The organism is Salinicola salarius (assembly GCF_002179555.1).
In the GTDB taxonomy this organism is placed as follows: domain Bacteria; phylum Pseudomonadota; class Gammaproteobacteria; order Pseudomonadales; family Halomonadaceae; genus Salinicola; species Salinicola salarius_A.
Genome location: NZ_NHOU01000023.1, coordinates 12,648 through 27,858, shown reverse-complemented (window position 1 = coordinate 27,858; position 15,211 = coordinate 12,648). Strand labels below are relative to the sequence as shown.

Annotated in this window: 11 protein-coding genes; 4 read left to right on the top strand and 7 right to left on the bottom strand. The window is 64.9% G+C overall.

Going from position 1 to position 15,211, the window contains the following annotated elements; genetic code table 11:
- Nucleotides 1–20: 20 nt before the first annotated feature.
- Nucleotides 21–1,454 carry a mannose-1-phosphate guanylyltransferase/mannose-6-phosphate isomerase gene (locus tag CCD76_RS14915; RefSeq protein ID WP_087720244.1) on the top strand — a complete coding sequence of 478 codons (1,434 nt, stop codon included), beginning with the start codon at nt 21–23 and terminating at the stop codon, nt 1,452–1,454.
- An 89-nt stretch (nt 1,455–1,543) separates the two neighbouring features.
- On the opposite strand, the gene CCD76_RS14910 is transcribed toward CCD76_RS14915, so the two are convergent.
- From CCD76_RS14910 to CCD76_RS14900, 3 genes are all read right to left on the bottom strand, one after another.
- On the bottom strand, nt 1,544–2,950 hold the full coding sequence (locus CCD76_RS14910) for a mechanosensitive ion channel family protein (protein ID WP_087720243.1): 1,407 nt from the start codon (nt 2,948–2,950) through the stop codon (nt 1,544–1,546).
- A 159-nt stretch (nt 2,951–3,109) separates the two neighbouring features.
- Complete coding sequence (locus CCD76_RS14905) at nt 3,110–4,096, bottom strand: Bug family tripartite tricarboxylate transporter substrate binding protein (protein WP_087720241.1); 987 nt, start codon at nt 4,094–4,096, stop codon at nt 3,110–3,112.
- Nucleotides 4,097–4,289: 193 nt separating this feature from the next.
- Nucleotides 4,290–5,264: a LysR family transcriptional regulator gene (locus CCD76_RS14900; protein ID WP_087720240.1), complete on the bottom strand. Its 975-nt coding sequence runs from the start codon at nt 5,262–5,264 to the stop codon at nt 4,290–4,292.
- A gap of 217 nt (nt 5,265–5,481) precedes the next feature.
- Between CCD76_RS14900 and CCD76_RS14895 the strand changes: the two genes are divergently transcribed.
- The gene (locus tag CCD76_RS14895) at nt 5,482–6,699 is read left to right on the top strand and encodes a CaiB/BaiF CoA transferase family protein (protein ID WP_087720268.1); all 1,218 of its coding nucleotides are present in this window, start codon (nt 5,482–5,484) and stop codon (nt 6,697–6,699) included.
- Nucleotides 6,699–7,664, top strand: coding sequence for a hydroxymethylglutaryl-CoA lyase (locus CCD76_RS14890; RefSeq protein ID WP_256961325.1), 966 nt, complete (start codon nt 6,699–6,701; stop codon nt 7,662–7,664). The genes CCD76_RS14895 and CCD76_RS14890 overlap by 1 nt, the downstream gene beginning before the upstream one ends.
- Before the next feature lie 44 nt (nt 7,665–7,708).
- Here the strand turns inward: CCD76_RS14890 and guaD are convergent, their stop codons facing one another.
- Genes guaD through xdhA form a run of 4 tightly spaced genes read right to left on the bottom strand, consistent with a single transcriptional unit; the run spans nt 7,709 to nt 14,056 of the window.
- Nucleotides 7,709–9,034 (bottom strand): guanine deaminase, encoded by a 1,326-nt coding sequence (guaD, locus tag CCD76_RS14885; protein ID WP_087720239.1) that lies wholly within the window; start codon nt 9,032–9,034, stop codon nt 7,709–7,711.
- A gap of 33 nt (nt 9,035–9,067) precedes the next feature.
- Nucleotides 9,068–10,024: a xanthine dehydrogenase accessory protein XdhC gene (gene xdhC / locus CCD76_RS14880; RefSeq protein WP_087720237.1), complete on the bottom strand. Its 957-nt coding sequence runs from the start codon at nt 10,022–10,024 to the stop codon at nt 9,068–9,070.
- Nucleotides 10,021–12,585, bottom strand: coding sequence for a xanthine dehydrogenase molybdopterin binding subunit (gene xdhB / locus CCD76_RS14875; RefSeq protein ID WP_373419426.1), 2,565 nt, complete (start codon nt 12,583–12,585; stop codon nt 10,021–10,023). The genes xdhC and xdhB overlap by 4 nt, the downstream gene beginning before the upstream one ends.
- Complete coding sequence (gene xdhA / locus CCD76_RS14870) at nt 12,569–14,056, bottom strand: xanthine dehydrogenase small subunit (protein WP_087720235.1); 1,488 nt, start codon at nt 14,054–14,056, stop codon at nt 12,569–12,571. The genes xdhB and xdhA overlap by 17 nt, the downstream gene beginning before the upstream one ends.
- 317 nt (nt 14,057–14,373) lie before the next feature.
- On the opposite strand from xdhA, the gene CCD76_RS14865 reads away from it, so the two are divergent.
- Nucleotides 14,374–15,021: a TetR family transcriptional regulator C-terminal domain-containing protein gene (locus tag CCD76_RS14865; RefSeq protein WP_087720234.1), complete on the top strand. Its 648-nt coding sequence runs from the start codon at nt 14,374–14,376 to the stop codon at nt 15,019–15,021.
- Nucleotides 15,022–15,211 lie beyond the last annotated feature (190 nt).

Here is a 15,211-nt window from a genome sequence, read left to right as displayed (position 1 = left end):
GCAAAGCCAAGGATGTGCCCATGCTGATTCCCGTTGTTCTGGCCGGCGGTTCCGGCTCTCGCCTGTGGCCGATGTCACGGGCGAGTCATCCCAAGCAGTTCCTTCGGATCACGGGGGCGCGCAGCATGCTGGTGGAAACGCTGGCGCGCTTCGAGCCCCTGGATGTCGCGGAGCCGATCGTCGTCTGTCAGGAGGCGCACCGCTTTCTGGTGGCCGAGCAGTTGCGTGAAGCGGGCTGGTCGGCGGATATCCTGCTCGAGCCGGCGATGCGCAACACCGCACCGGCCATCGCGCTGGCCGCGTTGCAGGCCATGAGCCGTGATCCGGATGCGCTGATGCTGGTATTGCCGGCCGATCATGCGATCGCCAGCCCCGATGCGCTGATCCGAGCGCTGGTGCCGGCGCAGGCAGCGGCCAGGCAGGGCAAGCTGGTGACGTTCGGCGTGACGCCGACCCGTGCGGAGACCGGCTACGGTTATATCGAAATAGGCATCGAGACCGGTATCGACGTCGAGTCAGGCGAAGCGTCCGGCACCGAGGCGATGCCGATCCGGCGCTTCGTCGAAAAGCCCGATGCGGAGACCGCACAGGCGTATGTCGCCAGTGGCCGCTACCTGTGGAACAGCGGCATGTTTCTGATGCGAGCGGACCGCTACCTGCAGGAACTCGAGCAGCAGCGTCCGGCGATGCTGGAGGCGGTCACGAAAGCCTGGGAAGGGCGCCAGGCCGATCTCGATTTCCTGAGGGTCGCGGCAGAGCCCTTCGTCGCCTGTGACGCCGAGTCGATCGACTGCGCGGTGATGGAGAATACCGCGGACGCCAGCGTGGTTGCGCTCGACGCCGGCTGGTCCGATGTCGGCTCCTGGCAGTCGTTGTGGGAGATCTCCCCGAAGGATGGTAACGACAACGTGCTTCGCGGTGATGTAATCGCCGATGACGTGAACGGCTGCCTGCTTCACAGCGACAGCCGTCTGGTGGCGGCGGTTGGCATACGCGATCTGTTGGTGATCGAGACGCCGGACGCGGTGATGGTCGCGCATCGGGACGCCGCGCAGGCGGTCAAGGTCATCGCGGAAACGCTCAAGCGCCAGAATCGCCCCGAGTGGGACCAGCATCGCCGTGTTCATCGCCCCTGGGGCAGCTATGACGGCGTGCATGCCGCCGAGCGGTATCAGGTCAAGCATATCCGGGTGACTCCCGGCGGCCGGCTGTCACTCCAGAAGCACCTCCATCGTGCCGAGCACTGGATCGTGGTACGCGGCACCGCTCGGGTGACGCGCGGCGGGGAGATATTCCTGCTGGAAGAGAACCAGTCCACCTATATTCCCCTTGGCGTGGTTCACCGTCTCGAAAACCCCGGCAAGATCGAGCTGGAATTGATCGAAGTGCAGAGCGGCAGCTATCTCGGCGAAGACGATATCGAGCGCTTCGACGACGCCTATCATCGCGATTGAGCGCGGCTTGAGTGCGACTTGAACGTCAGAACGTCAGAACGTCAGAACGTCAGAATGTCAGAACGTTACTTGAACGTCAGGGTCGAGACTCAGGAACCCGGCTGGCCGTCGGCGTCATTGGGTAGCGCGTTCTCGCCCATGGCTTCCGTCAACGGCGGCTGAGGTTCGTTGCTGCCGTTGCGCAATGGCATCTCCAGTCGCACGGTGGGGAGGTACTCCGGGTAGTGCCGGCAGATGAAATCGATCAGCCCTTCACGGATCGCGCAGCGCAGGTCGAAAGTGTTGGGCCCGCCGGTGGCGCTGACCAGCACGCGCAGCTGCTTGTTGCGCTCGGTCATTTCCAGTGTCTGCACGACGCAGACGCGACGGTTCCACAACGGCGACGCTTCCGCCAGCCGTTGCGCTTCCTCTCGCAGCGGCTCCATGGGCAAGTGGTAGTCGGCGTACAGGATGACCGTTCCGATCAGGTCCTTGTCGCGGCGTGTCCAGTTCTCGAACGAGTGGTCCACGAAATAGGTGATCGGCAGGACCAGCCGCCGCCAGTCCCACAATCTCACGACGACATAGGTGAGCGTCAGTTCCTCGACCCAGCCCCATTCGTCTTCGACGATTACCGCGTCGTTCAGTTGTACCGGCTGCGTCAGTGCGATCTGGATGCCGGCGATCAGGTTGCCCAGCACCTTCTGCGCGGCGAAGCCCAGTACCACACCGAGAATACCTGCCGAGGCCAGAATGCTGGCGCCGAGCTGGCGGACTTTTTCGAACACCATCATCATCGAGGCGACCGCCAGGATGATGATGATGAAGTTGATCAACTTGCGCAGCACGGTGATCTGGGTATGCACCTTGCGTGCGATGGCGTCTTCCTCGTCACCGAAGCGGTAGCGTTCGCTCAGCGCTCGCTCGCTGATGTTGACGCCGTGGATCAGTATGCCCGCGATGCTGGCGATGAGGATCAGGCTGGCGAGGTTGTGCAGCGCCGCGTCGAGGCGTACCGAGGTGACGAAAATCGGGAACAGCGAAAAGAGCACGAAGACGGGTATCAGCGCTGCCAGGCACCTCACCATGAACGGCACCAGGAAGCGTTCCAGCATCGACTTGCGTCGATCGGCCCAGCGATCCATGACCCTGACGAGACGTCTCGCCACCCTCACGAGCAGCCAGACACCCAGCAGCGCCGCGCAGAAGTGCGCCGCTGTCATGATCAGCGAGTGACCCTGCACGGCTGGCGGGATCAGAAAATACGCCGCGCCAAACAATCCGTATGTCCACAGGACGCCAACCAGCGGTGGATGGATGGCGATCGCCGTCGTGCTCATCAGGTGCAGACGACTGTCGTTGAGCCTTCGCAGGCGGAAGTGAATGTACTTGAGCAGCACATGGGCGACGAGGGTCGCGCCGATGATGACCGCTGCCATGATCCAGAACGGCAGCGCAGCGAGCCACTGCGCGATCAGGGTATTGATAAACGCCGCGTTGGTAACCGATGCATTCATGAATGAGCCCGTTGATGACGAGGATCGATTCATTCAAGCGTAGGCGCTTTGGCTACAACTTTCGTCGCGGCAGGCAGTTTTGTGGCCGAGAGCCTTCGCGGCTCGCAGGCAAACGCGCCCGCCCGGGAACCCGAGCGAGCGCGTGGGGCCAGCCTCCGGTTACTGTGAAAGGCCGATCTGGCGGGAGATATCCTCGATCTGGGTAATCTGCTCGTTGACGAACGTCGTGAAGGCTTCGCCGTGCATCTCGAATGGCATCAGGCCGTTCTGCGTCATGACGCCTTTCCACTCGTCGCTCGAGTAGAGCGTGTCGATGGTGTCGACCCACCACTCATAGGCGTCTTCGGAGACGTCCGCCGGCATGTAGAACCCGCGCCAGTTGGGGGCGATCGTATCGATGCCCTGTTCGCGTGCCGTCGGCCACTGGTGCAGTTTGCCGGGCAGGCGCTCTTCGGAGAGGATCGCCAGGGGGCGCAGGTCGCCGGACTCGATGAAGCTGACCACCTCCGAAATGTCGCCGGTGAAGGCGTCCACATGGCCGCCCAGGGTCTGGGTCACCGCCTCGCCGCCGCCGTTGTAGCCCAGGTAGGCGATGCGGGCCAGATCGTCGACGCCAGCCTCGTTGGCGGTCATCAGCAGCTTCAGGTGATCCCAGCCGCCGGAAGCGGTGCCGCCGGTGAAGGTCAGGGCGCGCGGGTCTTTCTTGAGCGCTTCCATGATCTCGTTGAGCGACTGATAGGGAGAGTCGGCCGCGACCGCAATCACGCCGTAGTCCGCTCCCAGCGTGCCGATCCAGTTGACCATGCCGGCATTCATTCCCGGGAACTGGCCACGTGCCAGGCCGGTCGTGGTCACGGTGCTGGCGGCGACGATCAGGTTCTCCTGTCCGGCGCGCTTCTGGACCACGTGGGAGAAGCCGACGCCGCCGCTGGCACCCGGCATGTTGGTGGTCTGCACGTTGCCGTCGACCAGGCCGAGATCGCCGAGCACCCGACCGACGGAGCGGCAGGTGAAGTCCCAGCCGCCGCCGGGATTGGCCGGGGCGATGCAGTCCACCTTGCCGCTCTGCTCGAAGGCCTGGGAGGTGCTGGCGGCGCTCAAGAGCAGGCCACCGGCGATCAGCGTTTTCAGGCTACGTGGGGTCATGGCGTGTTCCTCTTCGTGTTGTTATCGAGCTGCGCTTTCGTTCGCTGCTCGTTGCTCGTTGCCTTCTGGCCGCTGCCACGATCGATCGACGGCGAACGTGGCGCAGCGGTGTGTCTCGAGAGGACTCTAGCGAGCGGCGTCGGCGGGAAAAATTGGCATTTGGACAAGCGAGCCTTCGCGCTTTCCGAAGGGTTTACACCTTCGTCGTAACGCCAGCGGAAGCCGAGTTGCCTGTGGTGTCTTCGACCTCGGCATCGAAATCGGAGCCGGCATCGCGCGAACTGGCACCTGCGAGATGCTCGACCATCTGGCGGGCGATCAACGGCAGGGCATCCAGGTCGCGGACGCCGATGACCAGCTCTCGTTCCGCCCACTCGTCGATCAGCGGAATCGTCGCCAGCGACAGGCTTTCCCGATAGGCGGCGACGGCGCGGGCCGGGAGAATGCCGATGCCCATGCCGCGATCGATCATCCGGCAGATGCCTTCGAAGCTGCGCACCTGGATGCGCATCCGCAGCGGCTGCGCCAATCGCTGGGAATCCTGGTGCAACAGGGCGTGGAGCGAGGAGTCCTGCTCCAGACCGATGAAGTCGTAGTCCAGCGTCTCGGCGAAGGAGAGGCTTTGGCGAGTGGCCAGCGGGTGATCCCGGGCCGTGACCAGGACCAGGCGATCCCGGCGATAGGGGTGGATCGACAATCCTTCGGCGGGAATATGGGCGGAGAAGATGCCGATATCGGTAAGGCCGTCGCGCACCGCCGCGATGATCTCGTGACTCAAGCGCTCCTGCATGTCGATACGAATCTGCGGATAGCGCGCAGTGAAATCGCTCAGGTCATCGGGAAGGAATTCGATCACCGCCGAGGTGTTGGCATGCAGGCGCACGTGGCCGCGGATCCCCACGCTGTACTCGCTCAAATCGGCATTGAGATGATCGAGGCTGTCGAGCATGTGGCGCGCGTGATGGAGCAGGGCGTGACCGGCGGGCGTCAGCTCGACGCCGCGCGGGCGCCGGTAGAGCAGTGTCGTCGAAAGCTGTGTCTCCAGATCGCTGATCCGCTTGCTGACCGCCGCCAGCGCCAGATGTTCGCGCTCGGCCGCGCGGGTCAGGCTGCGCGAATCGGCAATCGCAACGAATAGCTTGAGGGTGACGAAGTCGAGTCGTTTCATGACGATAGGTATCGGAGCGGAGCGTTTGACGCCCCCACTGTAGCGTTCGCCGCTGACGAAGCCTAGCTTGACGATCGCCTAATTGTTGCCGCGCGCCGGCTGGGTCAACCTCTGATCATCGATAGAAGACACATCATTAGCGATGCCCCGACATCGTTGGACATTCACGGAGGAGAGCGACATGGCGACCAGCGACGACAAGGCGACCGGTGACGGCATGGCGGTCAGCGACAATGCGCAGGCGCTGGCAGGACTCAAGGTGGTGGAGCTGGGCCAGCTGATCGCGGGGCCTTTCGCCAGCAAGTTGCTGGGGGAATTCGGCGCGGACGTGGTCAAGATCGAGCCGCCGGGAACGGGCGATCCGCTGCGCAAGTGGCGCGTGCTCAAGGACGACACCTCGCTGTGGTGGCACGTCCAGACCCGCAATAAGCGCTCGCTGGCACTCGATCTGCGCTCCGAGGAGGGCCAGGAGATCGTGCGGCGTCTGGTCGACGAGGCGGACATCGTGATCGAGAACTTTCGCCCCGGCACGCTCGAGAAGTGGGGCCTGGGTTGGGAGACGCTGAGCGAACGCAACCCCGGCCTGATCATGGTGCGTATCTCCGGCTACGGCCAGACCGGCCCCTATCGCGACCGCCCGGGGTTCGGCGTCATCGGCGAGGCGATGGGCGGCCTGCGCTATCTTTCCGGCCACCCGGACCAGCCCTCCGTGCGGGTGGGAATCAGCATCGGCGATTCGCTGTCCGCGCTGTACGGCGTGATCGGCGCCTTGCTGGCGCTGCAGGAGCGCCATCGCAGCGGGCAGGGGCAGTACATCGATGTCGCGCTCTACGAATCGGTGTTCGCGATGATGGAGAGCCTGATTCCCGAATACGACGGCGCAGACGTGATCCGCGAGCCCAGCGGCAGTGCCTTGCCGGGCATCACGCCCTCCAATGCCTATCCCTGCGCCTCGGGTGATGGAGAGGGCGAGGAATACGTACTGATCGCCGGCAACGGCGACAGTATCTTCAAGCGCCTGATGGCGGCGATCGGCCGCCAGGATCTCGCCGACGACCCGCGCTTCGCCCACAACGATGGCCGCAGCCGCCACGCCGAACTGATCGACGGGGCGATCGCGGACTGGACCCGGCAGCACGAGCGCGACTACGTGCTCGACGTGCTGGAGAGCGCCCACGTGCCGGTGGGCTATCCCTATACGGCCAAGGACATCGTCGCCGATCCGCACTACTTGGCGCGGGAGATGATCGAGACCATCCGGCTGGGCGATGGCGAATCGCTCAAGGTGCCTGGCGTGCTGCCCAAGCTGAGCCGCACGCCGGGACGGATCGACGGTGGTGGTCCGGCGCTGGGGCAGCATACCCAGGATGTGCTAGACGAGCTGGGAATTGACCGCGAAACCCAGGCCAAAATGCGCGAAAGAGGAGTGATCTGATGACCGATTCGATGATTGATTCGATGACCGGGACGAACACCCAGGCCCGCGTCGCCATCAATGATGTGGCGCCGCGAGACGGCCTTCAGATCGAATCGCGCTTCGTGCCGACGGAAGAGAAGATTCGGCTGATCGATGCGTTGTCCCGTACCGGGCTGGCCAAGATCGAAGCGACCTCGTTCACCTCGCCCAAGGCGATTCCCAACCTGCGTGACGCCGAAGAGGTCATGCGCAGTATCGAGCGCGTGCCGGGGGTCGACTATGTCGTGCTGGTGCCCAACGAGAAGGGCGCCGAACGCGCGCTGGCCTGCGGCGTCGACGAGATCAATCTGGTGCTGTCGGCCAGCGACAGCCATGGTCGCGCCAATCTGCGCATGACGGCGGAACAGTCGCTCGAACGCTTCGCCAATATTCTCGAGATCACCAAGGGTAGCGAGGTGTTCGTCAACGCCTCGATCTCGACGGCCTTTGGCTGCCCGTTCGATGGCGATGTGCCGTTCAAGCGAGTGCTCTCGATCACCGAAAAGCTGCTGGCGCTGGGCGTGCAGGGAATCTCTCTCTGCGACACCACCGGCATGGCCAATCCGCGCCAGGTCGCCGATCTCTGCCGCGAGACGCTGAGCCGCTGGCCGTGGCTGCCGGTGACGCTTCACGTCCACAACACGCGCGGCATGGGGCTGGCCAATGCGCTGGTGGCGTGGCAGAACGGCATCACCCGGTTCGATGCTTCGCTGGGCGGCCTGGGAGGCTGCCCGTACGCGCCCGGCGCCACCGGCAACGTCTGCACCGAAGATCTGGTTCACATGTTCGCGCAAATGGGCGTCGATACCGGCGTGGATCTCGAACGGCTGATCGCCGCCGCCGAGCTGCTGCCGGCGATGATCGGCCACGACGTGCCGGGCCAGGTGGTCAAGGCCGGCACCTCGGACCGGCGCTACCCGCTACCGTATTCCGCTCGAGCGTAGTCTCGACTGGTGCGTAGTCTTTCAACAATAGCCTCGACGGGCGATTACGCCGCTGCCGCATCGCGGTCGTGAACCAGGCGCCCGTTGGCCCAGGTTGCCGCGACCGTGCGGTCGTCGCCCAGCATCATCATCGCGAACAGGCGCTCCGACAGGGTGGTGGTCTGCGACAGGCGGCGCGCCATCAACGGGGTGGATTCGGGATCGAGAACGACGATATCCGCCTCGAACCCCGCCTGCAGGCTGCCGATCCTGTCATCCAGATGCAGCGCCCGCGCGTTGCCGAGGGTGAGACGGTAGAACCCTTGCCAGCCGGTCAGCGCCTGGCCGAGCAGCGCCCCTACCTGATAGGCGCCCTGCAGGGTGCCGAGCCCGGACAAGGTGGTTCCCGCGCCGACATCGCTGGCGAGCGATGTCGCGAGCCCCGCGTCCCGACACGCCAGGCGATCCATCAATCCGCTGCCCAGAAACAGGTTCGAGGTCGGGCAGAAGGCGACGTTGGCGCCACGCTGGGCCAGCCGCCGACGTTGCTCGTCATTCAGGTGAATGCCGTGGGCGAAGGTGCTGCGCGGCCCGACCAGATCGTACCGCTCGTAGACGTCGAGATAGTCCCGGCTTTCCGGGAACAGCTCCGCCACCCAGGCGACTTCGCCGCGATTCTCCGACAGATGCGTCTGCAGATAGAGATCCGAAGCGTTGCGCAGCACGCCGCCGACGGCGTCGAGCTGCTCGCGGGTGGAGGTCGGCGCGAAACGTGGAGTCAGGGTGTAGCTGAGCCGATCGCGGCCGTGCCAGTCGGCAATCAGGCGTTCGCTGTCGCGTACGCCGCCGTAGGTATCGTCGGTCAGTGCCTCCGGCGCGTGGCGGTCCATCAGTACCTTGCCGGCGATCATGCGTAGCTGGCGACGCTGGGCGGCGCTGAAGAAGCTGTCGACCGACACCGGGTGCGAAGAGCAGAACACCTGAGCGGTCGTGGTGCCGACGCGCAGCATCTCGTCGAGGAAGCGCTCGGCGCCGGCCTGGGCATAAGCGGCGTCGGCAAACCGGCATTCGGCGGGGAAGGTGTAGTCGTTGAGCCAGTCGAGCAGCTGGCGGCCGTAGGACGCCATGATGTCGAGCTGTACGTAATGCACGTGGCTATCGATGAAGCCCGGCATCATCAGCTTGTCGCGGTAATCGACGATCTCGATGCCTGCCGGCAGCCGGTCGACCAGCGCCTCGAAAGCGTCGACGGCCTGAATATGGCCGTCGACGATCCAGATCGCGCCATCCTCGAGATAACGCGTGGTATCGGGCAGCGGCGTCGCCTCCTCGCCGGGATCGCCGAGGCAGGTGAACAGAGGGCCGCGAAGCAGGCGTTGGTGCGTGTTCATGATCTCTCTACCTATGATTTTCGACCGCAAGGCTCACGGTCGCGTTGCTCGGTGTCGAGCGGCTGAAAAGGTGTGACGCAGGGTTTCCGGTGCGATGCCGCGCTGCGCCGGCCTGTTCGATGGTCGGGACTGGGCCAGCAGTTCGGCGGCAACGCTGATCGCGATCTCCCGGGGGCGCTTGGTTTCGGTCGCGCCGAGGCCGATCGGACAGCGAACCCGAGCCAGCGCGGCGTCGTCGAACCCGGCAGCAATCAATCGCGAGCGGAAGCTGGCCCATTTGCTCTTCGAGCCGATCATGCCGATGGAGTTCAACGCCTCGCGACCCGGGTTCTCCGGCGATAGCAACGCCGCGATCAGGTCGCGGTCCTGCGCGTGGTCGTGGGTCATTATCAGCACATGGCTGGCGGGTGGAATGGCCGCCACGGCCCGTGCCACGCCTTCGGCATCCGGTGATAGCCGCATGGGCCGCACGCGGGCGGGATAGCCTTCATGGTCATGGTCATGGCCGTTCTCCTGCTCGTTCTGAAACGGAAAGGCTTCGGCCCGGCTGTCGTACCAGTCGATGCGCCAGGGCAACGGCGCGAGCAGTTCCACCAGCGCCTGGCCGACATGCCCCGCGCCGAACAGTGTCAGGTGGCTTTCGGCGCCGACGAAGACTTCGATCAGCACATGCACGAACCCGCCGCAGCACTGGCCGGAGCGCCCGCCCAGCGGAAACGCTTCCAGGTAGGTGCCGGACGAGACGGGCGTCGTCGCCAGATGCTGGCGGGCGATCTCGATCACCTGCTGTTCGAAGTGGCCGCCGCCCAGGGTGTCGATCACGTCTGTCGGCGTGATGATCAGCTTGGCGCCGGGTTCCCGCGGGGTCGAACCGGCGGCGCTGACCACGCTGGCCAGCGCATGGGGCGTCCCGCTTTCCTGCAGCCGATGCAGCGCGGCGTGCCAGCTTTCGCGCCGATCTCGGGTTTCGAGAGAGCCGCCAGCGCTCATCGCGACGCTCCGGCGTTCGGATCCTTGGTTCGCAGTGCTTCGGCTCGCAACGCTTCGGCCGCCATCAGCACGCGTTCCGGTGTGGCGGGGGTGTCCAGTGGCGGGCTGACGCGATAGTCGGCAAGGCTCGACAGGGCGTCGCGCAGCGCCGACCACACCGAGATGCCGAGCATGAACGGTGGCTCACCCACGGCCTTGGAGCGATAGAGGCTGGCCTGGGAGTTGGGATGGCCCTCGAGCAGTTCGACATTGAAGATCGGCGGCAGGTCACCGAAGGTCGGGATCTTGTAGGTGGCGGGGCCGTCGGTCAGCAGACGGCCCGCGTCGTTCCACTTCAGCTCCTCGCTGGTCAGCCAGCCCATGCCCTGGATGAAACCGCCCTCGACCTGGCCCAGATCGATCGCCGGATTGAGCGAGTCGCCGACGTCATGAAGAATGTCGACGCGCTCGACCCGATATTCGCCGCTCAGCGTATCGACGCTGACTTCGCTGACCGAGGCGCCGTAGGCGAAGTAGTAGAACGGCCGGCCCTGGCCGCTATCGCGATCGTAGTGAATCAGCGGGGTGGAATAGAAACCGGTCGCCGACAGCGAGACCCGGCCGAGATAGGCGGCCTGGATCAGTTCTCCCCAAGATACCGCGGGCGTCACCGCGCCGATGTCGGAGACGAGTTCCCCATTCTCGAGGCGCAGTCCTTCGCGATCCAGCCGATAGTGCTCGGCGGCGAAGTCGAGCAGGCGCTGGCGGATCTGCGTGGCGGCATCGCGCGCGGCCATGCCGTTGAGGTCCGCGCCGCTGGAGGCCGCCGTGGGCGAGGTGTTGGGCACCTTGTCGGTGCGCGTGGCACTGATTCGCACCGATTCGAAGTCGATGCCGAGTTCCCGGGCGACGACCTGGCACACCTTGGTGTGAAGCCCCTGGCCCATCTCGGTGCCACCGTGATTGATCATCACGCTGCCGTCGGTATAGACGTGGAGCAGGGCGCCGGCCTGGTTGAGATGCTTGGCGGTGAACGAAATGCCGAACTTGACCGGCGTCAGCGCCAGCCCGCGCTTGATCACGGCGCTCTGACGATTGAACGCACGAATCTCCTCCCGTCGCTGCCAGTAGTCGCTGCTGCGTTCCAGCCGCTCGATGATCTCCACCATCAGCGAATGCTGATCGACCTGCTGGCCGTAGTGGGTGGTGTCGCGACCGCTGCGATAGAGGTTGCGCTTGCGCACGGTCAATGGATCTTCGCCGACATGGTGGGCGATATCGTCCATCGCCCGCTCGACGATCATCATGCCTTGCGGGCCACCGAAGCCGCGAAACGCGGTGTTCGAGGCCGTATGGGTGCGGGCGCGATGGCCGGTCACCCGCGCGGCACCCAGCGAGTAGGCGTTGTCGGCATGGAACATGGCGCGGTCGACCACCGCTTCGGAGAGATCCGGCGAGTGGCCGCAATCGCCGATCAGCGTCATGTCGCCGCCGATGATCACGCCGTCGTCGTCGAATCCCAGCCGATAGCGGTTGTGAAACGGGTGGCGCTTGCCGGTGGCGCGAGTGTCGTCGGCGCGCGGCAGGCGCAGGCGGATCGCCCGACCGGTGCGGCGTGCCAGCAGTGCCGCCATGCAGGCCCACGGTGCGGCCTGGGTCTCCTTGCCGCCGAAACCGCCACCCATGCGCCGGTTCTCCACCGTCACGGCATGAAACGGAATATCGAGCACCTCGGCGACCAGCTTCTGGGTCTCGCTGGGATGCTGGTTGGAGGTGTAGACCGTGACGCCTTCGTCCTCGCCGGGCACGATCAGACAGGCCTGGCCTTCGAGGTAGAAATGCTCCTGGCCGCCGACGAACTGCTCCGCCTCGAGCACATGGGGCGCGCGCTCCAGCGCCTGCTGCCAGTCGCCGCTCATCTGCACGTGCGTCGGGCGCACGAACTCGCCGGCATCGGCGGCGGCAACCGGATCGAACCGGGGCGGCAGCGGCTCGATCTCCACGACCGCGGCCTTCACGGCGCGGCGCGCCTCGAGATAGCTGGTGGCGGCAACGGCGAACAGCGGCTGGCCGACGTAGCTCACCTCCTCGTCGGCGAACATGGAGTCGCCGGGGAAGACCGGGCCGATATCGCGATGCCCAGGGATATGCTGCGCGGTGATGACGTCGATGACGCCGGGCATTTCCCGCACCGCGCCGAGATCGAGCCGCGTCACCCGGCCGTGGGCCACGTCGCTGAGGCCCACCATGGCGTGCAGTGTGCCGTGCGGCGCCGGCAGGTCGTCGATGTATCGGGCGCGTCCGGTGACGTGCTTGATGCCGCTTTCGTGGGCCTGGGCGTGGTTGACATCACGTCGCTTCGGGCGCGGTGAGACGGTATCGCGCGCTACCGGTTCGTCGCCTTCGAGGCGGCCGATCTCTCCGTCAGTGCCCGTCGATTCGGATTCGATCCGAGGCGCCAGCGAGGGTTCGGTCATGGGCGCTTGCTGCGGCTGGTCCGCTCCGGCCGTGGCGGTTTCGGAGGTGGCTTGTGAATCCGTAGCACGCGAAGCATTGAAGACCCGCTTAGTGAGCGTACGCATCGAGAGTGACCTCCTGCGTGGGCGTGGTCGAATCGGTATTGGCGAGCGTCAGCCGCCAGCGTTCCAGCAGATTGGTGGCCGCAGTCAGGCGATAGTCGCGGGAGCCGCGGGCGTCGCTCATCGGCGCAAGCGACTCGCGCAGTGCCTGCTTGGCGGCATCGAAGGTCTCTGCGTCGGGTTTCCGGCCTTCCAGCGCGGCCTCGACGGCAGTCACTCGCAGCGGTATCGCTGCCATGCCGCCGTAGGCGACACGCACGTCGGTCAGAACGCCGTCTTCCCGTCGCCAGCGAAACGCCCCCAGCAAGGTCGAGATATCGTCTTCACGTCGCTTGGAAAGCTTCCAGACGCGCTGTTCGAAACCGGGCGGGGGTTTGGGCAGATGAACGGCGGTGACGCATTCGCCCGGTTCGAGCGCGGTCTTCTTGTAATCCAGGAAGAACGATGAGAGCGGCAATTCGCGCACGCCCTCGGGGCCGGCCAGCCGCAGCCTGGCATCCAGCGTCAGCAGCACGGGCGGGGTATCGCCGATGGGCGAGGCGTTGGCGATATTGCCGCCCACGGTGCCTCGGTTACGGATCTGGGCCGAGCCCAGCCGGGTCAGCAGATGCGCGAACGCCGGATAGTGTTCGGCCAGCAGCGGCTCCCATTCGCGGTAGGTGACCGCCGCGCCGATCCACCAGCCGTCGGCGGTTTCCTCGATCTGGCGCAGTTCCCGGACCTGACGCAGATCGATCAGCGTCTCGAAATGCTCGAGCCGCTGAGTGACCTCGAGCCAGAGATCGGTGGCGCCAGCCACCAGCCGGGCGTCAGGGTGGCGCTGCATCGTGTCTATCAGGTCGGCCAGCGTTGACGGGGTGAGATAACGTTCCTGGCTCTCGCTGTTCTGATTCTTGCTGCCCACTAACGGCGCCAGATTGCGGATCTCGCGTTCGAGCTCGGGATCATCGGCCCAGGGCGGGCGAGTGTCGGCGCGCTCGCCCATGCTCAGGGCGGCGTCCCGAATGGGCCGGTAGCCGGTGCAGCGGCACAGGTTGCCGCCCAGGGCCGCTTCCAGACGATGGTCGTCCAGCGGTTTCCGTGGTGCCGGTGTGGCGCGCTGCTGTTCGTGCAGCGTGAACAGCGACATGACGATACCGGGGGTACAGAATCCGCATTGGCTGCCATGACAAGCCACCATCGACGCCTGCGAGGGATGCAGGGCGTCACCGCGAGCGAGCCCTTCGACGGTGACCAGGTGCGCGCCCTGAAGCTGGTGCGCAGGCGTGATGCAGGCGTTGACGGTGCGGTAAGCGAGCGGCTGCCGGTCATCTTCCGGGGAGGCGATGGCGACGGTGCAGGCGCCGCAGTCGCCGGAAGCGCAACCTTCCTTGGTGCCGCAGTGAGAAAGCGGTCCGCGCAGCAGTTCGAGCACGCTCGTGTCGGGCGCGGCGGCCACGCGTTGGCGTTGGCCATTGAGAAAGAATTCGATCATCGGAGATCTGCCGTTGTCATTGTACGGGTCGCCATTCGACGCCGGGACGAAGGCCGGCGACCTTGCAGGGGAATCCTGACCGATCGGTCAGCTTTTGTCAGCCTCTTTGATTATGCCGCTCATGGCAAGCTCTCTTTTTACGGCCAGTTACGGCCAGTTACGGCCAGGCGAGTGCGCCATCGGCAGACAATCGTCTGGATTCAGCATAGCATCGGCGTCGGTTATCTTGTGGCGAGGAAATGACCCGGAGGCCGTGGGTCTCAAGCGCCTGGAGCGTTGTCCGGGTTCAATCTGGTTGAAGTGCTTAAGGAGTCCAGGTGGGCAATCACAATCTTCCCGAAGCCACGGTTCGGGAGCGCAACGAGCAGCGCATTTTCGATGCTGCGGAGAGCGTATTCGCCCGGCATGGCTACCGTGGTGCGAGCATTCAGGCGATTGCGGCGGCGGCCGGTATTCCGAAGTCGAACGTTCTGTATTACGTCGGCAGCAAGCGGCGGCTCTACATCACGCTGCTGGAGCGCACGATGTGGCGCTGGAACGAGATGCTGAGCGATATCAGCGCCGACGATGATCCGGCGGAGGTGCTGGAGGCTTTCATTCGCAGCAAGATGCGCCTGAGCCAGACTCACCCGCAGAGCTCGCGACTGTTCGCCAGCGAGATACTTCAAGGGGCGCCGTTTCTGAAGGAATCGCACTTCGGTGACATGCGGGAATGGGTGGAATCCCGCACCCAGGTTTTCCGCGAGTGGGCGGAGCGAGGGTTGATGGACCCGGTGGACCCGGTGTGGCTGATTTTTCTGATCTGGTCGGCGACGCAGCACTACGCCGACTTCGAAACGCAGATCGTCGGCATCACTCAACGCAAAGCGCTCGATGCCGAGGATTTCCGCTCGGCCAGCGACTTCCTGTGTCAGGTCATCTTGAAAGGCTGCGGCGTGCGCCAGCGTGATGCATCGACCCCGTGATCGGTGCGGGAATCAGGAAGAGCGGGAAAGCAAGAGAGAGCCAGAGCGAAGCCGATGAAAGCGAAACAGGTGAAAACCAAGGGGAATGGGTAGATCACCATTCGACCCGAAATCGGAAGCGAGTCCATTCGCGCTCAACTTCCTGTCGAGTCTCAACCTTGAGGGCCGGCAACGTCCTGTTGCACTGCGG